Raw genomic sequence first — 22,328 nt, 5'->3', positions numbered from 1 at the left:
GTGGTGAATTATTAATGATATTGATATTTGTAATTATTTTAGTGACCGTTCGGTCATTTTTATAAGAAAAAAAAATTAAAGTGTGTTTTCCTCTATTATTTTTCTTAGGGTTTTGGTTATAATTCTCATTTTGTCATTACTGCCTGAGACTCTTGATATAAGGTGACCACCTTCCATCATGGCAAACATAACGACTGCAAATTCCTCAGCATCCCATTCCGGTTCAAACTCTCCATTGGCAATTCCCTTATTTACACTATTAGCCAATAGCTGTTGATTAGAGTTACAGCCTTTATTTATTTTTGCTTTAACAACGGGGTTGGTATCATCTGCCTCTGTCCCGAAATTCAATAACGGACAACCGCCTGTAAGCGGAGGATTTACGGCATTGCTAAAAAAATCTATATAAGCAAAAAGCTCTTCTTTGGCCGTTTTACTTTTACTCACTTCAGATAAAAGTTTATCACCCAATACCTTCATATTATGATCTACAGCGGCGCAAGCAAGGACATCTTTATTTTCGAAATGAACGTACATGCTTCCCTTAGACAATTTGGTAGCCTCCATAATATCACTCATAGAAGTAGCGGCAATCCCTTTTGTGTTAAAGATTGGGGCTGCTTTCTCTAGAATGAATTGTCTGGTTTCTTCTCCCTTTGTCATGATAGTTTTCATTTACGGGTACAAATATATGACCGATTGGTCATTTATGCAAATTGTTTTAATTTTTTGTGATAAGTTTCACATTTCATAGCTGCATTAATTGTGCGAATCTCACAAAAAGCGCAAGTTTATTTCACGCAGATTAGGCAGATTTAAGCAGATTTTTTAATTTAAATGCTGACATAATAAAGAAATAAAAAATAATCTTCAATATCTGCTTAAATCTTTTTTAAATCTGCGTGAAACAAAAAATAACAATTTTTAATCAAATATTTTTATTTACGTATTTAACTACGTAGTTTTGCATTGTAAATTGTAAAAGAAATGAAATCACAAATTATTCCTATCGAAAATAAATACTCTAACGAAATTGTAGAGTTAATTTTAAACATACAGCAAAAGGAATTTAATGTCGCCATTACGATCGAAGACCAACCGGATTTATTAAATATAAAGAACTTCTATTATAATGGAGGAGGTCATTTCTGGGGTGCTTTTATAAATAATGAATTAGTAGGCACAATTGCTTTAGTAAAATTTGCTGACAAAGAAGCTGCGATTAGAAAAATGTTTGTTAAGAAAGAATTTCGTGGAAAAGAGTTTTCGATTGCCCAGAAATTATTAGACACTTTACTCGATTATTGCAATGAAAATCAAATTGATGATTTATATTTGGGAACCATAACGGTATTAGAAGCTGCTTTGCGTTTTTATGAAAGAAACCATTTTATAAGAATCGAAAAAGAAGCACTTCCAAATACATTTCCTGTCATGAGTGCCGACAATGTATTTTGTCATTTAAAACTAAAAAAGTAACGATGAATATAATTGATGAATCAGGAATTTTAGCCATTTCAACCCGATTACAGCGTCTGAGCGAGCAATTGCGAAAAGATGGTGCGTTATTTTATAAATCATACGGCATCGATTTTGAGCCCAAATGGTTTCCTGTCATTTACACTTTACATCATAAAGAGGTTTTGAGCGTTGTCGAAATTGCAAACGAAATTGGTTATACTCATCCTTCGACCATTAGTTTATTAAAAGAGCTCGAAAAACAAAAACTAATCCGTTCAAAAAAAGACAAAGTCGACGAACGTAAAAGATTGATTTTGCTTACGCCAAAAGGCCAGGAATTGATTCTGAAAATGAAACCAGTTTGGGATGTAATGTCGAACGTCCTTAAAGAAATAGCAGACAATCAAAACAATTTACTTCAGGCGATTAACGAAGCCGAAAACAAAATAAAACAGCAGAGTTTTTTACAAAGAGCGTTACAGTTGAAGAGTTTGGAGTAAAGAATAGAGTAAAGAGAATAGAGTAAAGAGAATAGAGTAAAGAGAATAGAGAATAGAGAATAGAGAGTATAGAATAAAGAGTAAGTTTTTATTGTAGAGGCGCACAGCAGTGCGTCTTCTTTGTTGTCGGAAGTTTGTGATTTATACTTTTTTTTTCGAAAACGAATACCTAACTATGATAGGAAGAAAAAAGCTTTGTCCATTTGAGCCTTTGCATCTTATAAAAAAAACCTTTGTACCTTTGCCCACTCTGAACCTTTCTACTTTTTTTATGAATACCAAAGAAATACTACAGCAACATATCGCCAAAACTGCTTCATTGACAGAGGAGCAATTTGATTATTTCTTTTCGCATTTTAAGCCTTTATCTTTCAAAAAAGGGCAAACTATAATCAGCGAAGGCGACAAAGTAGAGTGCGAGTATTTTGTGATTTCAGGTTGTTTGAAAGCTTTTTTTATCAACGACGAGATCAAAATGTATATTCTGCAATTTGCCATGCCAACCTGGTGGACATCAGATTATGATGCTTTATATAATCAAACTGCCGCAACCATAAATGTAGATTGCATTTCAGATGTCGAATTACTTTGCCTTTCTAATAACGACCGTGAGAAATTATGTAATGAATTTCATCAAATCGAGCATTTTTTCCGTTGGAGAACCAACAAAGGATATATCGCTTCTCAAAAACGACTTTTATCTTTTATGAATAATAATGTCAAAACTCGTTACGAAGAACTTATGGTATTATATCCCCAACTTTACAACTTAGTTCCTAAACATTTAATTGCTGCTTATCTTGGCGTTTCGAGAGAAACCCTAAGCCGACTTAACGCGTGATTTTTTTTATGCAGATTTTGGGAGATTTTAGGAGATGATTTATTTAATTTCTATTTTCCGGTTTGCTTGTCATCTCGACGAAGGAGAGATCACACCAGAAACTCCGCAAATAAAGTGACAATCTTTGTCGAGCTATATGTGATCTGTCCTTCGTCGAGATGACAAAAATGAGAATGAAAATCTACGTAAAACAAAACACTTTGCACCTTAAAAAAAGATTGTGATCTACATCACGTAACCAATTTTCATACCCGCCGTTCCTTTGTATTGTACTTTTAAATACAATAAATATGGAAACAATAAATTTTAAAATCATAAGCTCAAATAGCAAAATCGATTGGACTGGCCGAAAAGTTACCGGTTCGCATAATGGTACAATTGGTATCGAAGAAGGTCATTTTATCCTGATTGACGGCAAAATAAAAGGCGGAAATATTGTAATCAATACAGCTTCAATACAAATACTCGATGTTACGGATTCTGCAACAAACGCACAATTTGCCGGACATTTGGCATCGGATGATTTTTTTGCTACAGAAAAATTTCCTTTTGCAAATTTTGATATTATAGATGCAAAGGAGCAATCAGATAACAGCTATTTTCTTGAAGGAAATCTTACCATAAAAGGAATCACACATTTGGTTGGGTTTAATGTAATAATAGAAAATAATAGAAATACCATTTCCCTTAATGGTAAACTGGTAATTGATCGTACCAAATACAATATCAAATTCCGTTCAGGAAACTTCTTTGTTGATTTAGGAGATACCTTGATTTACAATGACTTCGATTTAGATTTTAATATCACTGCCGAAGCTTCATTTTCATCAGAATCTAAAAACTGAAGCCATGCCATACGTAAAACTAGAATTGACACGTGAAGGCGTAACCCGCGAACAAAAACAGCAATTAATAAGCGGAATCACCAATTTGATTACTGATGTATTGAACAAGGATCCGCATTTAACTCAAGTTGTAATTCAGGAAATAGAATTAGACGATTGGGGTTACGCAGGAGAACAAGTATCAATATTAAGGGAAAAAGGCATTACAGCCAATAAAAAATAAGCATCATGAAAAAACAAACTATAATTGTTACCGGAGCATCATCTGGGATAGGAAAAGGAATCGCGAAATATTTTCTGGACAGAGGCGATAATGTGATCATCAACTCGTTTACAGCATCTTCTTTAGAAAGTGCTTATAATGAATTGGGAGCGGGCAATAATCTGGCAATGTTTGCCGGAGATGTGAGCAATAAAGAAACGGGCGAACAATTGGTAAAAATTGCTTTAGACAAATTTGGTTCTGTAGATGTATTGGTTAACAATGCCGGTATCTTCGAAAGCAAACCATTCCTGGAAGTGGATGAAGCATATCTGGATAAATTTTTGAAAACAAACCTAAAAGGAACTTATTTCACTACACAATCAGTGATTCCGCAAATGCTGAAGCAACAAGACGGAGTTGTAATTAATATTGGAACACCTATAGTAAACCACGGATTAGGCGGTTGGCCAGCTTCGGCACCAATTGCCAGTAAAGGTGCAATTCATGCTTTGACGCTTCAGTTAGCAGCTGAATTCGGGAAACAAAATATTCGTGTAAATACTGTTGCTCCGGGCGTTATTCGTACGCCAATGCACGGCGCTAATGCTGATCAAAGTGCGGGATTACATCTTTTAAACAGAGTAGGAGAGGTCGATGACGTAGCCGAAATGGTGTATACCGTTGCAAAAAGTAGCTTTATTACCGGTTCAATCATCAATGTTGATGGCGGTAAAGGAGCGGGGCATCATTTAAATTAAGTTGAAAAATATTTTATTAATGGCTTTTATGCTTTGTACCTTACAAGGCATAAAAGCTCAAAATAATACCAAAATGGAAAATCAGGCAGACGTATCAGCTATTACTGATGCATTAGATAATTATTATTTTAAAGGAATCTACGAAGGAGACGAAATACGTTTGGGGAGCATTTTTTATGAAGGCGCTTTACTTTTTGGAGACGTACAAGGCCAGCCTTATTTTAAAACGGTGGATCTTTATTTAAGTGGTGTAAAGAACAGGCAAAGTCCCAGGGATTCAGGAAAACCTTTCAAAGGGGAAATTCTGAAAATTTCTGTAGTGAACTCGATTGCTATGGCCGAAATTAATGTAAAAATGTACGATTTTAATTATCGGGATTTTTTATCTTTCCATAAGATTAACGGAAAATGGCTTATCGTCAATAAAATGCTGACGGATACAAGCAATTAAACTTTAAATAAAATAGCAATGTGGTACAATACAAAAGCTACAAAATTATTAGGCATTGATTATCCTATCATGCAGGGACCATTTGGCGGTAATTTATCAACGGTAGAACTGACTGCCGCGGTATCAAACGCAGGCGGACTTGGCGGATACGGAGCTTATACAATGTCTCCTCAGGAAATTTTTGATGCAGACAAACAATTAAAAGCTGCTACCAATAAACCTTATAATATCAACCTATGGGTTTCTGATCATGATATTCCACAATCAGGTCTTACAGACGAGCAATACAACAACACGAAAGCATTATATAAGCCTTATTTTGATGAAGTTGGAATTCCGATACCGGAAAAACCGGTTCCGTTTCAATCCCGATTTGAGAATCAGTTAGAAGTAATTTTGGATGTCAAACCTAAAGTATTCAGTTTTATGTTTGGGGCACTTTCTGCAGATGTTTTAGAACAATGTAAAAGGTTAGGAATTATAACCGTTGGCGCAGCAACTACATTAGATGAGGCTATTTTTCTCGAAAATTCAGGTGCAGATATGATTATTGCATCGGGTTTTGAAGCTGGCGGACACCGGCCTTCATTTTTGGCTTCCGCCGAATCATCCTTAACGGGAACTTTTGTATTATTACAGCTTATTCGTGAAAAAGTAAAAATTCCTGTTATCGCTGCAGGCGGAATTGCAAACGGAAAAGGTGTTGCCGCAGCATTAGCTTTAGGAGCAGACGCTGCCCAGATTGGTACCGCATTTTTAGCCTGTGATGAATCGAATGCTTTACCAATTCACAGGCAAATGTTATTCTCTGATGCCGCAAAATACACCACTTTATCCCGTGCGTACACAGGACGTTTAGGTCGAGGATTAACGAGCAGATTAGCTGAAGAAATTTTAGGTAAAGAAGAAAGTATTCTTCCCTTTCCGTTACAAACTACGCTTATATCGCCATTGCGAAAAGCAGCTCTTGATCAGCAAAAATGGGATATGATCTTATTTTGGGGTGGACAAATTGCACCTATTTTAAAGCATACCAAAGCTGTAGCATTAATGAACTCTTTGATTGAAGAAACTACGGCTTATTTTAATGATCTGAAAGGATAGTCTGATTCAAATATATAAAAGTGGAGATTCTTTGTCTCACATATTAAACCCGACAAGTTTTAAAAACTTGTCGGGTTTGCTGTAATATTATTATTTAGCTGTTTTTTTCTTCTTTCCTAACCAGATTAATAAACCCGTAATAGGTAATGTCAAAGCAAAAAGAGAAACTAAAAAAGCAAGTATTTTGGTTGGTAAACCATAAATGCTTCCGGTATGAATAGGGTAGTTCAGACGTTTTATTTTATCTCCGTTTGAAAAAGATTCGTAAGGTCTTGCTTCAATTTCCTTAGCCGTATATTTATCAAAATAAGCAGCACTGGATTGATTGGGAATTGTTTTTTCTAAATTTTCTTTCAATACCAAAATGCTATTGATTGTATCAACAGGCATCCTGATTTGAATGTTTCCGGTATACGGAAAAATACTGTCTGCTTTATTGTAAATGCTTTGATAAAAGGCCGTATTGTTTAGTTTAGGATCTATTTTTGTTGGATTTTTTACTTTCGCAGAAGGTCTCTTTGTTGTGCCGTCAGCCAGAAAATAAACTCCGTCCTGAAACCAGGAAAAAGCAAAGGATAATCCGGTTAGGGAAATAATCAATAAAATTAAAAAGCTGTAGAAACCAAAAGTCGAATGAAAATCCCAATTCACCCTTTTAAAAGAAGCGCCCCATTTTACAGTTAATCTTTGTTTCATGTTTTTAATCTTTTTTGGCCACCATAAAACAATACCTGAGATAAGCATGAATACAAAGATCAGGCAGGAAGTTCCCATAATAATTTTTCCAACATCGACCATCAATAGTTGTCTGTGCAAAGAAAGAAGAAAAACAAAAAATCTTTTTTCCTGAGGTGTTGTTGCCAGAACTTTTCCAGTATAGGGATCAATAGAAAAAAATTGGGCTTTTTTCTTTGTATCCTTCCCTAAGATTTGCATTGTACGCGCAGGATCATTAAAAGTGTAAATACGCGTTATTTTCTTTATATCATAGTGTTTCTGTAGTATATCCGTACAGTAATCAATGGTTTTTTTTGTGGTACCTATAGTTGTAACATTATAAAATTCAGGATGTATGGCAGTGTCGATTTCCTTTTCAAAAACTAAAAGACTTCCTGTTAATGCAGCAATAAAAACAATTAAACCAGAACCAAGCCCCAGCCATAAGTGGATCATACCAACAGTTTTTTTTAATCCTTTCTTCATACTATTTCTATATTCTAAAATTCAGCGACAAATTTATACTTATTTAGACTAATTCTACAGCATCTTTAGAAAAATAATTATGATTTAAAGACAGTTAAAGTGATGCTATTGGATGGGATAGGAAAGAAGAAAAGAGAATAATAATGAAACGTTACCTATTATTTTTTGTAATAATAAGTAATAACTATTGTATTGCGAAATTTAGAGTCACTCGTATATGTTCTAAGTAATTGATTTTTAATTGATTAATTTTTTGTTGCATAAAAAATTAACAGAATAAGCAGAAATAGTACTGCGTAAACGATTATTAATATTTACTTTTGCGCTGTTTTTATTTATTCTAAATAAAAACTAAACCTAACCAAATACCAAAATCAATGAACAATCTTAATTTAAGAACATCTAAGTTTTTACTTATTATTTGCCTTCTATTTTCAGTCTTTTTATCTTTTGCACAACAAACCGGCGGAAAAATAAAAGGAGAAATAACAACTTCCAACGGAAAATCGGCTTCGGGAGCAATCATTACTCTTAAAAACTCAAAGTATAAAACAACTGCAACTAATGACGGCAGTTTTAGATTGAATAATGTTGCAGAAAATATTTATACGATACAGGTTTCTTTAGCAGGTTATGAAACAATCGAACAACAAATTACGGTTGTAAATAATGAAAAGACTATTGTTAATCTTCAATTGAAGTTTTCAGGGAAAACGGATGAGGCACAAAACAATGAAATTTCAGAAAAAAGCGGTTCTCAGCTTGACGAAATTATTGTTTCAGCCAGCAGAAAGGTAGAAACGCTATCAAAAACACCATCTTCTGTTACGGTTATCAATGCTAAGGATATCGAAGATTTATCTATTGTGAGTCCAAACATTGCAAACATCGTGGCTTTTGCGGTTCCGGGTTTAGGATCAGCAACCAATAATACAGGGAATTACGGGCAAACCCTAAGAGGTAGAAATCCACTTGTATTAATCGACGGAATTCCGCAGTCAACGCCATTGAAATCAGCCGGACGAGAAATGCGTTCTATTGATCCTTCTGTAATTGAGCGTATTGAGGTTATCAAGGGAGCAACAGCTATATATGGTAATGGAGCCGATGGTGGATTGATTAATTACATTACGAAATCGGGTAAAACTCAAAAGAGATTTGCCGGGTACAGTGAAGCCGGAACTACAGGAAATATAAAAGGAGATAGTACGGCAGGATACAGGTTTAACCAACAGTTTTACGGAAAAATCAATAAATTCAATTATATGGTAGCCGGAACTTACGAAAAGACAGGCGTATTTAGAGATGGTGAAGGACAGGTTATATCTCCTGAATATGGTTTGGGAGAAACTAAAACGTATAATATTTTTACTAAGGCAGGTTATAATCTAACTGACAAGCAAAGAATTGAATTAATGTACAATTATTTTAGTTCCAATCAGGATTCTGATTTTATCCTAAAAAATGGTGTTTACGGCGTAAGTCCGGCAATTGGTGTTCTCGGGAACAGACCAGGAGTAGACGAAGGAACACGTTACAATCACAATGCAAATCTTCAATATGTAAACAAGCAGATTTTTAGAAGTACATCATTAACGGCTAATTTGTATTTTCAGGATTTCCTGACGATATTTTCTAACTCTGCCTTTTTCTACGGAAGCGGACAATCTCAAACGGCATCTGCTAAAAAAGGTTTGAGAGTTTACTTGAATTCTCCTTTTACAGTTTCTTCCAATTTTACAGGAGATGTAACTTATGGATTTGATTTACTTAATGATAAAACCAATCAAAAACTGGTTGACGGACGTGTTTGGGTACCTAATATCAATATGGTCAATTTAGCGCCTTATGCACAAATATCGACACAAATTTTTGGTGATTTTAATGTAAAAGCAGGATTACGTGCAGAAAATATTAAAATCAATATTGATGATTATAACACATTGGCAACAGGTGCAAACGGAGCAGGAAGTATTGCTGTCAAAGGAGGAGATCTTACTTATGATGCCTTTGTTTTTAATACGGGCCTTAGATATTCAAAATTTAAATTCTTCAATCCTTTCGTGAGTTTTTCTCAGTCTTTTTCTGTATTTGATCTGGGGCGTGTACTCACGAATGCTAAAGAAGATGCGATATCAAAACTACAGACAAAGCCTATCATCGTTAATAATTATGAAGGAGGTTTTAGCAGTCAGTTAGGGAAATTCAATTTGAATGCTGCGTATTATTTCAGTACTTCAAAACTAGGAACGAATCTGGTTCAGGTCGATGGTTATTTAGTAGCTGAACGTTTACCGGAAAGAGTTTGGGGTTATGAAGTTCAGGCAGATTATCAGATTATAAAACAATTGACAGTGGGAGGAAATTATGCTTATGTACAGGGTAGGGGTGACAAAGATTCTGACGGACATTTTTACGGACCAACAGATATTTATCTAAAATCAAACAGAATCCCGCCGTCTAAAGTAACAGGTTATGCAAAATATGGCGATAAGAGATTAAATGTAGAATTGTACTGGATGATGGTTGGTGATCGTGACGTTTTTCAACCTAATGCCAAAGGAGCTTATGCAATTGGTGAAGGACCAATAAAATCATTTAATTTATGGAATGTAGCTACGGCTTACAGAGTTACAGAACAGATCAGGGTAAAACTAGGAATCGAAAATCTTTTTAATACAGATTATTATACCACAACATCTCAGTTTTATGGCACTAATGCTAATTATACCAGAGGAAACGGTTCAAGGTTCAATTTAGCACTTGGTTATAGTTTCTAAAAAGTAGAATTTAAAAAAATATTTTTTGTTTTTTTATTGGAGGTTTCTGGCGATCTTTTTTGTCAGGAACCTTTTTTATGTTTTTAAGAAACAACAATCCAAAAAAAAATCCCTCAACATTTGAAATTGAGGGATTCTGTTTTTTTAATTGTCTTGATGTAAAGCAATCATAATTATTTAATTACTTTTTTGAATCTCATCATTGGGATGTCCTTCATGATCAAATTCAATTTTCCGTCTTTATCAATAGAGTAACTATCAATATCTTTAATAGTTTTTGTAAAAACCTGTTCTCCGCCACCTTCGCAATACATTAAAGTTGCAGGACCTTGTTCTCCAAAAGTAAGGGATTTTCCTTTTACTGTAAATGGAGCACTATAACCATTGCAACCAGCATTTCCAGAGACTTGTTTAGTCGCTTCATCAAACTTAATAAACGGTTTTTTATCAGGAAATAAACCTTCAAAAGCAATACGTGGTCCGGTAATATATTCCAGTTCCCAAATTGTATTATAAAGATCAGCAGAGCTTGTTTTGTCTTTCATCGTTGTACAGGAATTAAAAGATAATGCTAAAACAGAAACGAATAGTAGTACGTAATTTTTCATAAAATAAGATTTTAAAACATAAATTTAAAGATTATTAATCGAATTCGCATCAAAAATGAGCGATTATATTTACTAACTTCTTTTGATTTTTTATTGTAATTTATTCATTGGAAGTTAATTTTTTAAAAAAAGTACAAAACCAATACAGCCATTCTAATTTTATGTTTCTATTTCGCAATAGAAATAAAAGGGCAATGAAATGTCCCGTTTGTAACTTCTCCTTTATCTCTAAGAGAGCAATTATTGGAAAAGGTTGGGTGTAAAGTCAAGTTTTTTTTCAAAAAAAATCTAAAATTTAAAGCAAAACCAGTAAAACGTTTGATTATTAAGACGTAAGGGTTTTAGCTTTGCTGCTTTTATATTTTTATTCTTTCATTATATTTACTGCTCTTCAAATTTCTGTTACATATACTGGAAAGGTCCTGAATTATTAGAAATTGAATTTGACAAGATATGTGATGTTATTTTTAGAACCATTTGCATTTTTATTTAAAATATTCAGGCATAAATTGATTTCTGAAAATTTTCATATATTCCTGATCTGATTTGCTGTTTCTTAAAGCAATCATAGGTTCTAAATCCGGTCCTGCAATGTAGCGCAAAGTATGACTTTGATCCGTTACGGCGCCATAAATAATTTTAGCAACATCAGAAGGCGTGGCAATATTTTCGTTTTCAAAAGAGGAGAATAATGAATTCATTTCATCCTGAAAAGGTTTGTAATCTTCTAAAGCCGGATCGAAAGCAAAATCAGTAGCAGCCCTTTCGTGGAAAGAGGTTGGCACATATCCAGGCTCTATAATTTTGACTTTGATGTTTTGGGATTCCAGTTCATAAGAAAGTGATTCAGAGAAACCTTCTATAGCAAATTTTGAAGCAGCATATACAGAAACCAAAGGAACCGTTATGCGTCCTACACCAGAAGTAACATTTACAATCGTACCTTGTTTTCGGTTTCTGAAATGAGGTAAAATAGCACGCGTAACATCCATTAAGCCAAATACATTTACCTCAAACTGTTCACGGATTTTCTCTGCCGAAATAGCTTCAAACAAGCCTTGCTGTCCATAACCGGCATTATTAATCAACGCGTCAATATGTCCAAATTTCTCTATTCCCTCACTAATTGCTGTTGTAATAGATGGCAAATCAGACACGTCAAGTCGTGTTACAAAAACATTTGAAAGGTTTTTTAGTTCGGTTTCTTTTTCAGGATTTCGCATAGTAGCAATAACATTCCAGCCTTGTTGAGCAAAAAATAAAGACGTAGCTTTTCCCAGACCGGAGGAAGCTCCGGTAACAAAGATTACTTTTTTCATAGTAAGAGTATTTATGTTTATTAGATTATTTCAAAGTAAACAGCGTCAAATTGCAGATGGATTAACGCCAAATAGTTTTTTAAAGGAATAAGAAAAATGAGAAATACTTTCAAATCCCACCTCGTGATACACGTCAGAAGGGCGTTTCTTTTTTTCTTTGATAAGATAATGAGCTTCTTCGAGGCGTCTTTTCTGTAACCAGCGATTGGGTGACATCTGAAAGATTTTTTCAAAATCTCTCTTAAAAGTAGCCAGACTTCTACCGGTTAAAAAAGCCAGTTTTTTTAAGTCAATATTAAACTTAAAGTTTTGTTGCATAAAAGCTTCCAGATCTATTTTTCCGGGCTGATTAAAATCGAAAAGGATATTTTTTAAATCAGGATTTATTTCGAGCAACAGGAGTAAAGCTTCTTGTTTTTTTAATGCAATTAAGTGCTCCGGAATTTTCGAATCGAAATAGGTAAGTAGCGTATCGTAGAAATTTTTAAGTAAAGCATTCTCTTTCAGTTGCAAAACTGCCTCTTTTAAGAGATAAGGTTTATCATAGACAACATGATATTGCTGACTGAATTTCTGCAAAGTATCCCTGTCAAAAATAATTGCAATTGATTTGAACGGTTCTTTTTCGTTGGGAATCTTGGTGAACTTTGAAAGAAAATTTTTTCTGTAAAAAAGTAAATCACCTGCACCAAAAAATCTTGTTTGTCCCGCGTCTGTAACTTTTAGATTTCCGGAAATAATATACGATAATCCATGTTCGATAATAAACTGTTCGCCAATAACCTTTTGTGTTTCATAATAAGAATAGACGATTCCGGGAAGTTGGTCGGTATGTAAAAATGTTTCTTTCATCACTACTTGTTTACAGTACAAAGATCAGTAAAATTTGCCTATACTGTTTTCGTGAGAAGCTCAAAATTACTTTATTGAAAGGCTCTTTCCTGCTTATTATTTATAACTAAGCGTAACCACTTTTTCATAACGCCCGTGATGACTGATAGAAACATCCTGAAGTATATTCGATGTAGAATGGGACAGATAAGGTATTCCGTTACTGTCTTTTACAATATCTTTTCTCACGATCTCAATTACATTGTTCAAATTGTCCGGACAAGTAACCGCAATAGTATGCAAAACATCGGGAGTAATAATAGTTTTTGTGTAATAGATATTTTGCTCACAAATAACTTTTCCTGTACAATAATTAGGCTCTTTTGAGCCAATTGTACAGGCTAATTTTTTAGGGATATATTCCCTAATTTTTGTTTGTCTGTTATAGATTTTATAGGCAGCTTCTTTCATGCTCCAAAGTATCCATAACATCATCTCCGGTTCCGGATCATGTGTTATAAGCAACTGTTCGTCAATGGTAAAGAGTTTTTGCGCAAGACCTTTGCGTTGCCAATTGCTTTCCTTGCGGGATTGCACGATATCTATAACATCATTGCCTATCATTTTTCGGCAAGCTTTGTTTCGATAATTTCTACTGCAGTTTTTACATCCAGCATTCGTTCCATATCAGTATTATCAATAACAATATCAAATGCTTCTTCGATATCCAGTACAATATCAACCAGATTGGCTGAATTTATACTAAGATCGTTTATGAAATCAGTATTTTCTGTTAGATTATCAAAAGCCTCTGTATTGGTAGTATAGGGCTTGATAATAACTTTTAGTTTCGCAATAAGTTCGTCTTTATTCATAATTAGTTTTTAAATTTTTTAAAGATAATACAGGCATTTACATCACCAAAACCAAAGCTGGCTTTAGCAATTATATTTAGATTCGTGTTTATTGTTTTTAACGGAACTTTCGAAGAATCAATTAGTGTTGTAATTTCCGGATTCAGATCTTCGCAATTCAGGTTACCAAATAAAAAACCTTCATGAAGCTGCAAAACGGTAGCTACGCTTTCTATGCTTCCGGCGGCACTAAGACAATGCCCGGTCATACTTTTTAAGGAATTAATGTACGGAAAATTATCCCCTTTTCGATTTAATGCTTTCGTCCAGTTTTCTATTTCCAGACTGTCTTTTGTCGTTGCTGTAAGATGACCGTTTATGGCATCAATATCATTTGCTGCAATACCTGCATTTCTCAATGCGCTCATAATGCATTCTTGTACAGCTTTGCTGTTAGGAGCAGTCATGCTTCCGGTGCCGCGCTGTCCTCCGGAGTTTACATTACCTCCCAGTATTTCGGCATAAATGGTTGCGCCTCTTTCTATGGCAGTATCTAAATCTTCTATTACTAATGCTCCTGCGCCACTACCGGGTACAAATCCTGCTGCCGAAGCACTCATGGGACGGGAACCGCTTTCCGGATCTTCATTATATTTAGAACTGCACACACGCAAAGCATCAAATCCAGCCCAAATATACGGACCGCTATCGCCAGTACTTCCTGCCAGTATTCGTTTTGCCTGTCCGGATTGTATGCGGTCATAGGCCATCATAATAGCTTCTGTTCCTGTTGCACAAGCAGAGGAATTGGTTGTGACCTGATTGCCAAGTCCTAATTTACCGCCAAGATAAGCGCTAATGCCACTGTTCATCGTTTGTGCCACTACGGTACTGCCAAGTCTTCGAACTTGTAATTCGTCTATTTTATAAATACTTTCGCGAAACTTATCAATTCCTGATGTTCCGGATCCAAAAATTGTTCCGCTGTCCCAATCAGGATCTTCATTAACTTCAGTTGATAATCCGGCATTTTTCCAAGCTTCTATTCCGGCAATTACGCCGTATAAAATACCCGTACTGTTAAACCCCCGCAATTCAAGTTCTGTAAAATACGCTGATTTTAATTCCTCTGAAATTTGTGGCTGACCTGCGATCTGACAAGAGAATTGCAATTCCTGCAATTGTGCATCGTGCCGAATTCCCGAAATACCATTTTTTAAGGAATGTGTAAACGCAGGAATTCCAACCCCGTTTGGAGCTGCTACACCCAGACCTGTTATTACAACTCTTTTGTTCATAGTTTTGTGGTAATCATACCCGCCAAAATGCCTTTGCAGACTTCTTGTCCGGCTTCGTTTGTCATAATTACATCACACTTTAATTTACCAAATCTAAAAAAAGATTTTTGAGACGTAACCGTTACTTTTTCGTTAGGATAAACCGGTTTTAAAAATTGCATATCTGCAGATGTAAAAGCAATTACTGTATCCTTACTAAATTTTTCTCCCAGTAAATAGATTCCCAGGCAAACCATACCAATCTGAGCCATAGTCTCAGTTAAAATTACGCCCGGAGTTACAGGATTATCTTTAAAATGACCTTTATAAAAATCAAGATCTTCATTAAAAGTATACGTTCCGGTTATTCCGTTTTCATCGACTTGCAATAGCTCATCTACAAAAAGAAAAGGTTTACTGTAAGGCAGCTTTGCTAAAATATTTTTTAAAGTCATAGTTTGTTTCGTTTAATAAGTTGATGTTTAATTGAACGCAAATAAAACGGATTTACTTCGTAAAGACGCGGATAAAAACAGATTTCTTTTCCTAATTTGAAGCAAACGAAATTTCAATTTTTTTTTAAATCCGTTTTGATGTGCATCTTCGTCTGGCGAATCAGAAAAATTCACGTCTAATTTTATATAACAATAATCAAATTCCAAAATCAATTAGTTAATATTACCATTGTAATAAAACGCGTTGTGCCGAAAATCCAGGTCCAAAACTAAGCATCAATCCTCTTTCTCCCGACTTTGGTTTTTCATTCATAATACGTTCCAAAACATACAACACCGTTGCACTAGACATATTGCCATACTGTTTAAGTACTTCTTTAGTTGCTTCTATGTTTTTACCTAATCCTGAGAAAAGTGACTCAACAGTTGTAACTATTTTTTTTCCGCCGGGATGAAAAATCATATGGTCAATATCGCTAATCCCTAAATTGTTTTTTTGCAGGAAAGGATGAATAATATCTTCAAAATGTGATGCAATAGTATCCGGAACTTCAATGTCTAATACCATTTGTAAACCTGTGTTGGTAAGTTTAAATCCCATCATATGTTCTGCATCATAAAAATGATACATTTCCTCGGCTATTATTTCAGGACCGTTATCTTCTTCATGAGATGACAAAAGACAGCAGGCAGCTCCGTCACCAAAAATGGCGGCACTTACAATATTAGGCATCGAAAAATCATTGAGCTGAAAAGTTGCCGTTGGCGATTCGACCGCGATAACTGCAGCACGTTTACCCGGATTTGCCTTAAGGAAATTTTTAGCATATATAATTCCTGATATTCCCGCCGCACAACCCATTTCGGTTACAGGAAGCCGGACAATATCCTGTCTTAATTTCATTTTGTTGATTAAATAAGCATCTAAAGACGGAATCATAATTCCGGTACAGCTTACCGTAATAATATAGTCGATTGTCTGCGGATCCCAGTTTGCCTTAGCAAGTGCTTTTTCCAATACCTGCTCGCCCAGAATAATAACTTCCCGGCTGTAAATATCGTTTTTGTCTTCAAAGGATGTTGCTGTAAAAACTTCCGCCGGATCCATGATAGAGTAGCGTTTTTCTACGGCAGCACCTTCAAAAATTTTCTTCACTTTTTTTATAAAACGTTCGTCCTGACCGTGCAGCCATCCATCCAGTAACGGAAGTATATCTGCCGTGGTACGCGAATATTTGGGTAGTTGCTTTGCAACAGTAATAATTTTTACACTCATTTTTTAGCAATTATCCATTGGTAACGAAAAGCCCATTTCCAGTTTATGGTATAGTTTTTTAAATTCAGTTTTTTAGAGAAGTCTTCCAGTTCTTTTTTCTTGAATCCTCTCAAAATAGACACAAGTCCATCTTCACGAGACATCCTGTTTAAATTAAAAACAGCACATACTTTTTCAAAAAGGCGGTATGCTAATTTACTGCGATGCAGGTCATTAATGATTACGCCAACTTGAGCATTGCTATTAAAGGTAGTAATTATATCTATTATTTGCTCATTAGTAAAATGGTGCAGGGTTAGAGTACATAAAACAATATCATATTTCAGAGTACGAAAATCATCATTAAAAATATCGAAACATTGATATTCGATATTAGGAAATTCAGTCGACAATGTTTTAGCATAATTCACCGTATAAGCATTTGCATCTATACCAATAAGCTTAAAATTTAGATTATTTTTCTGTCCGTATTTCGCCAGCATGCGCAACATATCGCCATTGCCGCAACCAATGTCAGCAATTACTATTGGCTGTCTTGTATTGGCAATTTTTAGTAATCGTTTTATTCCGTGAAGCGTAAGTTTATTACCGCCTAATAATCGATTAATGCTGGCGATTTTATCCAATGCATCACGTAATTCTTTTCCCTGAAGAAAAAAATCATCCATGATCTCCGTTTCCTGTGTTCTATATTTTGTATCTACAGCCATTTAATTGATTACTATTGATTTGCCGTGTGTTTGTTTAATGATCGTGGGTAATAGTGCAGGCAAAGCTACCGTAATGGCAACCAGGGCATTTGTGATCGTTTTGTTTCTTAATACTTTTGCCAGGATTCTCCCCATAAATAAACGTTTGCCAAAATGTTTTTTCCATTGTTCTCTATAACCATTTTCTAATGCTTCTCTCGATTGTATCTTACCGGAGTAATAATCAAGCACCTGTTCTGAAGCTATTTTTGCACTATGAATCGCCATTGCCATTCCGTTACCACATAAAGGGTGAATAAGTCCAGCGGTATCGCCAATCATCAATATGTGGTTTTCTACAGCTTGTTTTTTATCAAAAGAAATTTGACTTATCGTTAATGGTTTATCAAAAAGAAGCGTACTGTTTTCTAAAATAGCCTTAAGATGTTTGTTTTTATAAAGTACATTAAGCTGATATTCTTCAATATTTTTGTATTGTTTAAAAGTGGCATAATCGGCGAGATAACAAATGTTTATAATGTTATTTTCTACCTTAGAAACACCGCAATAACCACCTTTAAAATTATGCAGCGCCACCACATCATTAGGGAATTCGCTGTAGTAATGTGCTTTAACGGCTAACCACGGCGATTTTTTTATAAAAAAATCACGGGATAATACCTGATCTATATTAGAGCGTTTCCCAAAAGCACCTAATACTATTTTTGATGATAAAACTTGGTCAGGAGTTGTAATGGTAAACAAATCATTATCGAAAGAAACGTCATTTACCATTTCTTTAATAATGACACAGCCGTTTGAGATTGCTTTTTGATATAAAAAATTATCCAGTTGATATCTGCTAATGCCAAAACCGCCTAACGGAAGATTTGCCGAGGCGACTTTTCCCTTTGAGGTACTAAACTCAAATTTGCTGATGTTTGCAGGGTGTAATTTAGAGATCTCGATATCAAGCCATTTAAGATAAGGCAGAATTTCGTTAGAGACATATTCACCACATACTTTATGGCGAGGATAAGATGATTTTTCTATTAATGTCACTGACAATCCTTTCTGAGATAGATGTAGAGCACTTGCTAAACCGGCAAGACCACCGCCTATAATTACTACATCTGAATTTGTTCTCATACTAAGCAATTTAGCTATTATATCTCAAATAGTATATACATATTGTTAAAATTACCTTGATTTCTTAGTAAAAAAATATGTTTGTGAATAATTATTTACTACAAAGATCATAAACTGAGCAGTTTCCTGAATTACATAATTTTCTTTGATGCTTATAGAATTACTGTCTTAAAATAAAAAAACGGGAAGCAGAAGCGTTCCCGTTTTTTGTTTAATTATAAATGCGCGGTCCAGACAAGACCACTTATATCTGTTAGTGTTAGTGTATAATGCCCGTTTTGAAGGTTGGGCTGACCAAATATCGGAATCCGAATTGTTGCTTTTGCTCCAAGCGGAATAATTAAACTATGTGCTCCAGGTTTTATTTTTGCTACATAGTGATTGTTTATCGTTTTAGGAGATAGTTTGGCTAAATCACTTCCGTTCAATTGCAAAAGATAGTTATCGGCAGCATCCTGTAGAGAAATTCCAATCAGGAACGAGCCATACACATCAACGCCTTCTACACGAAAAACCTCAAAGCTTATTTCATTTCTATCTATTTTTAAGTTGCTGATTTCAAGTTTAGGTTTTACTGATTTATTATGAAGAGTGCCAAAAACACCACCATGAAAATATTGGTTGGTAAATAAAGTAAGCCCTATAATAAAAACAACTACCGCCAGAAGAATTCGTTTATAAGGCAATAAATTCAATTCTCCCGAACCCAATATTTTAAACCATTTTGTTTGTGTAAAACGAAGATTCTTTTGCATAAAATAAGCATCCAGAGAAAGGTAACTGCTGCCCGTTAAGAACAAAGTAAATCCTGAAGCCAGTCCTAAAATCCCAATTTGCCATTCGTCCAGACAGGTAGTTCCGATCCAGCCCGAAGCCAGTAAAATACCAAATGCCAATAAGAAAATTCCAATACTCATAAGTCGGGTAAAAAGCCCCAGAATCATTGCCAGACCAACAATCCCTTCAATAATAGTAAAAGCTACCATATTGATCCATAAAGCATCAGGATGTGTGACTAAATATTCTATGACTGGTTTTATTCCAAGAGCATTAGGTAAAAAATGATTGAATTTTTCTCCAATATAACCAGCTTCGTCCTGAATTAATTTATTTTCGAGAACAAGTCGCCTCCAAAAGGCAGAAAAATAAGTCCAGCCCACAACCAGACGCAAGGCTAAAGCAGCTATAGAAGCGGCATTAAAAGTTTTTTGATGTTGCATTTTATAAAATTTTAAAAAATAATAATTGTTTTAAGCAAGGCATGAAGCAACCGGCGGGGCAATTTTTAGATTTTTAAAGACTATAAAAAGAGCAGGATAATGAATAGAACTCTTTTCGAATTCGAATCCAGGATGAATTTGTAATGAATAGGAAAGTAAGTTTTCCTGTATTTGAAAACGAAATACTTGCAATCCCGGAATTACTGGTGACTGAGGTATCGAAAAGGATTTTTTGTAAACAGTGCTTTTCTGAATTATATGAACGCTACAAGATCCCTGAACAGGCAAGGAGGTAAGACTTTTTTGAGAAATTTCTACAGATTCGATTCCCGCAAGATGCAGGACAGATTTTTTGACATGGCAATGAGAAAAAGCGTAGATCAAACCCACAACCAGCAAAAGCTGCTTGAAATAACCAAGGAAAAGAGTTGGGGTTTTTAATTTCATTTTATAAAAATAGTATTTAAAAAACACTTACGCCACTTTTTTTATAATGTTAACACCATCAAAGTTCCGGTTATGCTTCCGAATTAGAAAGAGAGAAACGGAATCTGCGGATTTACGAAGGAATATAGAAAACTGTTTTTTTAGTAGAATAAAGTCAGTTATCCTTTATTTTGATTCAATATATTTTTTGTCGAATTATAGCGATTATGCCATTAGGAAAATGTACCATTTCAGAAATTACGCGGTTGTACTATAATAATGATTATATTTATTGTAGGATTAATTTACCTATAACCAGTACTAATCCAGGGGATATCTAGTATAAATATCGTTTAAAGTTATATTTTAAGTAGCCAGTAATAATCAATTAACAACTTAGTAGTTATGAAATTTTTTAAATTATTATTAGTAATCGTATGTTTTTTATTTTCTATGGCCTATAGTAATGCGCAGGATTTAAAACCCGGGTTTGATAAAGAAGAATATAGGGAGTTGATTTATATCGCTGCTCAATCGACGGAATCTCCGGAAAAAGCTAAGACAATCCCTCAACCTGAACACTCAAAACTAATATACAGAAGCAAACCAATTGGCTTAGACAATCTATGGGAATTATGGCTCAAAGATGGTAATACAGCTGTGTTATGCACCAGAGGAACTACTGAAAAAAGCGAAAGCTGGCTTGCGAATCTTTATGCGGCAATGACTCCGGCAAAAGGAGAATTGAAAATATCTAATACCGATACTTTTAAATATGAATTGTCAGACAATAAAAATGCGGCCGTTCATACTGGATATCTTTTAAGTACCGCTTTTATTTCTAAAGAAATGGTTCCAAAAATTGATTCCTGTTACAAAGCAGGAATTAAGAATTTCATAATTATGGGACATAGTCAGGGTGGAGGCATAAGTTATTTGCTGACGGCTCATTTTTATAATTTGCAAAGCAAAGGAGTTTTACCGGCTGATATTCGTTTTAAAACCTATTGTAGTGCAGCTCCTAAACCCGGAAATTTATATTTTGCCTATGATTACGAAAACAAGACCCAAAATGGCTGGGCATACAATGTTGTGAGTGCTGTAGATTGGGTTCCTCAAACTCCTTTTTCAGTCGAAATGCCGGACGATTTACCCGTTGTAAGTCCAGTGGCAATGCTGGAAGAAACAATAAAAAAACAATCTTTTTTTAAAAGAATGTTCTTAAATATGGTATACGGCAAACTCACTAATCCATCACTTAAAACGGTTAAGACATATCAAAAATTATTAGGGCAGGAAATGGCAAAAAGAGTACAAAAAATTCTACCGGAATTTGTTCCTCCTAAATTTTATAATAGCAATAATTATGTTCGAACAGGTACTACTATTGTACTTTATCCAAATGACAATGACGAGAATTATTATAAAAAATTCCCTAATGACAGTAAAGATTTAATGATACATCATTCTTTTCCTCCATACTTGTATCTTTTAGACCAACTTAAATAGCGATATTAAGCATTGCAAAATTAGAAAACAGAACGGTTAAGTATAATTGTTCTGTTTTTTTTGTGCCTTATTGTTTCAGAAATGTGCAATGCCTAATTCTTTTCAATTTATCAGAACAGATTAAATCCTATAGTAATAACTTCAATACTAACAGGTCCTTAAATCCCGTACAACAAGCCTGTTTGCAATAACTATTTCCAAAGTTAGAATTGTGTTTTAACTACATTAAGATACAAAGCTAAAAAGCGAATAAGCCCTGTAAAACGTCTTGTTTTGGACAACCGATTGTTTTTTTTAAGCGTTCTCCTGACTATTGTTTTATTCTTTATAAATGGGGAATAAATTTGTTATATATAATGTTTTTCAAACTCGTATTGTATTTTTAGCACGTTTTTCTTCTCATTTTTAATTTTTTAAGAGCTGTAAATTTAAAATAATTATGAAATGCTTTCTTTTATGTTTTTTTTACTGTTTTTCTAAATTGCCTGTTAAATCAAAAAAATAATTATCTTATTTGTTTAATTTTTAGAATAATACTTATTTTTTTAACTTTAAAAATAAGTATAG

At 34.5% G+C, this 22,328-nt stretch carries 24 protein-coding genes; 10 read left to right on the top strand and 14 right to left on the bottom strand.

From position 1 onward, the window contains the following. Positions 1-75: 75 nt before the first annotated feature. Positions 76-663, bottom strand: a complete 588-nt coding sequence (locus QLQ94_RS18110; RefSeq protein WP_271334218.1) for a TetR/AcrR family transcriptional regulator — start codon at positions 661-663, stop codon at positions 76-78. 324 nt (positions 664-987) lie between these two features. Between QLQ94_RS18110 and QLQ94_RS18105 the strand changes: the two genes are divergently transcribed. The 8 genes from QLQ94_RS18105 to QLQ94_RS18070 all read left to right on the top strand — a co-directional run bounded on the left by QLQ94_RS18105 (position 988) and on the right by QLQ94_RS18070 (position 6,165). After that, positions 988-1,479 carry a GNAT family N-acetyltransferase gene (locus tag QLQ94_RS18105; RefSeq protein ID WP_482498038.1) on the top strand — a complete coding sequence of 164 codons (492 nt, stop codon included), beginning with the start codon at positions 988-990 and terminating at the stop codon, positions 1,477-1,479. Positions 1,480-1,481: 2 nt separating this feature from the next. Beyond that, on the top strand, positions 1,482-1,961 hold the full coding sequence (locus QLQ94_RS18100) for a MarR family winged helix-turn-helix transcriptional regulator (RefSeq protein WP_271334220.1): 480 nt from the start codon (positions 1,482-1,484) through the stop codon (positions 1,959-1,961). Positions 1,962-2,232: 271 nt separating this feature from the next. After that, complete coding sequence (locus tag QLQ94_RS18095; protein WP_271334221.1) at positions 2,233-2,802, top strand: Crp/Fnr family transcriptional regulator; 570 nt, start codon at positions 2,233-2,235, stop codon at positions 2,800-2,802. 290 nt (positions 2,803-3,092) lie between these two features. Then, the gene (locus QLQ94_RS18090; protein WP_271334222.1) at positions 3,093-3,647 is read left to right on the top strand and encodes a YceI family protein; all 555 of its coding nucleotides are present in this window, start codon (positions 3,093-3,095) and stop codon (positions 3,645-3,647) included. 4 nt (positions 3,648-3,651) lie between these two features. Further along, positions 3,652-3,870, top strand: a complete 219-nt coding sequence (locus QLQ94_RS18085) for a tautomerase family protein (RefSeq protein ID WP_482498036.1) — start codon at positions 3,652-3,654, stop codon at positions 3,868-3,870. A gap of 5 nt (positions 3,871-3,875) precedes the next feature. Continuing rightward, complete coding sequence (locus tag QLQ94_RS18080) at positions 3,876-4,610, top strand: SDR family NAD(P)-dependent oxidoreductase (RefSeq protein WP_427401582.1); 735 nt, start codon at positions 3,876-3,878, stop codon at positions 4,608-4,610. Between the two features lies 1 nt (position 4,611). Continuing rightward, on the top strand, positions 4,612-5,061 hold the full coding sequence (locus QLQ94_RS18075) for a nuclear transport factor 2 family protein (protein ID WP_271334225.1): 450 nt from the start codon (positions 4,612-4,614) through the stop codon (positions 5,059-5,061). An 18-nt stretch (positions 5,062-5,079) separates the two neighbouring features. After that, a complete protein-coding gene (locus QLQ94_RS18070) occupies positions 5,080-6,165 on the top strand; it encodes an NAD(P)H-dependent flavin oxidoreductase (protein WP_271334226.1) in 1,086 nt (361 codons plus the stop codon). Between the two features lie 90 nt (positions 6,166-6,255). Here QLQ94_RS18070 and QLQ94_RS18065 read toward each other — a convergent pair whose 3' ends face one another. Continuing rightward, positions 6,256-7,368: a PepSY-associated TM helix domain-containing protein gene (locus tag QLQ94_RS18065; protein WP_271334227.1), complete on the bottom strand. Its 1,113-nt coding sequence runs from the start codon at positions 7,366-7,368 to the stop codon at positions 6,256-6,258. A 377-nt stretch (positions 7,369-7,745) separates the two neighbouring features. Between QLQ94_RS18065 and QLQ94_RS18060 the strand changes: the two genes are divergently transcribed. Then, positions 7,746-10,148 carry a TonB-dependent receptor gene (locus tag QLQ94_RS18060; protein WP_271334228.1) on the top strand — a complete coding sequence of 801 codons (2,403 nt, stop codon included), beginning with the start codon at positions 7,746-7,748 and terminating at the stop codon, positions 10,146-10,148. Between the two features lie 173 nt (positions 10,149-10,321). Here QLQ94_RS18060 and QLQ94_RS18055 read toward each other — a convergent pair whose 3' ends face one another. From QLQ94_RS18055 to QLQ94_RS18000, 12 genes are all read right to left on the bottom strand, one after another. Then, complete coding sequence (locus QLQ94_RS18055; protein ID WP_482498033.1) at positions 10,322-10,756, bottom strand: META domain-containing protein; 435 nt, start codon at positions 10,754-10,756, stop codon at positions 10,322-10,324. 485 nt (positions 10,757-11,241) lie between these two features. Then, positions 11,242-12,075 (bottom strand): SDR family oxidoreductase, encoded by an 834-nt coding sequence (locus QLQ94_RS18050; protein ID WP_271334230.1) that lies wholly within the window; start codon positions 12,073-12,075, stop codon positions 11,242-11,244. 45 nt (positions 12,076-12,120) lie between these two features. Further along, positions 12,121-12,927: an AraC family transcriptional regulator gene (locus tag QLQ94_RS18045; RefSeq protein ID WP_271334231.1), complete on the bottom strand. Its 807-nt coding sequence runs from the start codon at positions 12,925-12,927 to the stop codon at positions 12,121-12,123. A gap of 96 nt (positions 12,928-13,023) precedes the next feature. Continuing rightward, on the bottom strand, positions 13,024-13,530 hold the full coding sequence (locus QLQ94_RS18040; RefSeq protein ID WP_271334232.1) for a 4'-phosphopantetheinyl transferase family protein: 507 nt from the start codon (positions 13,528-13,530) through the stop codon (positions 13,024-13,026). Continuing rightward, positions 13,527-13,781, bottom strand: coding sequence for an acyl carrier protein (locus tag QLQ94_RS18035; RefSeq protein ID WP_271334233.1), 255 nt, complete (start codon positions 13,779-13,781; stop codon positions 13,527-13,529). Before QLQ94_RS18035 ends, QLQ94_RS18040 begins: the two co-directional genes overlap by 4 nt. A gap of 2 nt (positions 13,782-13,783) precedes the next feature. Further along, positions 13,784-15,058, bottom strand: a complete 1,275-nt coding sequence (locus QLQ94_RS18030; protein WP_271334234.1) for a beta-ketoacyl-[acyl-carrier-protein] synthase family protein — start codon at positions 15,056-15,058, stop codon at positions 13,784-13,786. Then, the gene (locus tag QLQ94_RS18025; protein ID WP_271334235.1) at positions 15,055-15,492 is read right to left on the bottom strand and encodes a 3-hydroxyacyl-ACP dehydratase FabZ family protein; all 438 of its coding nucleotides are present in this window, start codon (positions 15,490-15,492) and stop codon (positions 15,055-15,057) included. The genes QLQ94_RS18030 and QLQ94_RS18025 overlap by 4 nt, the downstream gene beginning before the upstream one ends. Before the next feature lie 223 nt (positions 15,493-15,715). Further along, complete coding sequence (locus tag QLQ94_RS18020; RefSeq protein WP_271334236.1) at positions 15,716-16,768, bottom strand: type III polyketide synthase; 1,053 nt, start codon at positions 16,766-16,768, stop codon at positions 15,716-15,718. Beyond that, positions 16,765-17,478 carry a methyltransferase domain-containing protein gene (locus QLQ94_RS18015; RefSeq protein ID WP_271334237.1) on the bottom strand — a complete coding sequence of 238 codons (714 nt, stop codon included), beginning with the start codon at positions 17,476-17,478 and terminating at the stop codon, positions 16,765-16,767. The genes QLQ94_RS18020 and QLQ94_RS18015 overlap by 4 nt, the downstream gene beginning before the upstream one ends. Then, positions 17,479-18,606, bottom strand: coding sequence for an NAD(P)/FAD-dependent oxidoreductase (locus QLQ94_RS18010; protein WP_271334238.1), 1,128 nt, complete (start codon positions 18,604-18,606; stop codon positions 17,479-17,481). A gap of 215 nt (positions 18,607-18,821) precedes the next feature. Further along, positions 18,822-19,826: a TQO small subunit DoxD gene (locus tag QLQ94_RS18005; RefSeq protein ID WP_271334239.1), complete on the bottom strand. Its 1,005-nt coding sequence runs from the start codon at positions 19,824-19,826 to the stop codon at positions 18,822-18,824. A 30-nt stretch (positions 19,827-19,856) separates the two neighbouring features. Beyond that, a complete protein-coding gene (locus QLQ94_RS18000) occupies positions 19,857-20,273 on the bottom strand; it encodes a hypothetical protein (protein ID WP_271334240.1) in 417 nt (138 codons plus the stop codon). Between the two features lie 384 nt (positions 20,274-20,657). Between QLQ94_RS18000 and QLQ94_RS17995 the strand changes: the two genes are divergently transcribed. Further along, positions 20,658-21,761, top strand: a complete 1,104-nt coding sequence (locus tag QLQ94_RS17995) for a lipase family protein (RefSeq protein WP_271334241.1) — start codon at positions 20,658-20,660, stop codon at positions 21,759-21,761. Positions 21,762-22,328: the final 567 nt, after the last annotated feature.

It is taken from the genome of Flavobacterium sp. B114r, from assembly GCF_056824125.1.
Note: the sequence above shows the minus strand (reverse complement) of the source record. Positions and strands in the feature narration are given on the sequence as shown.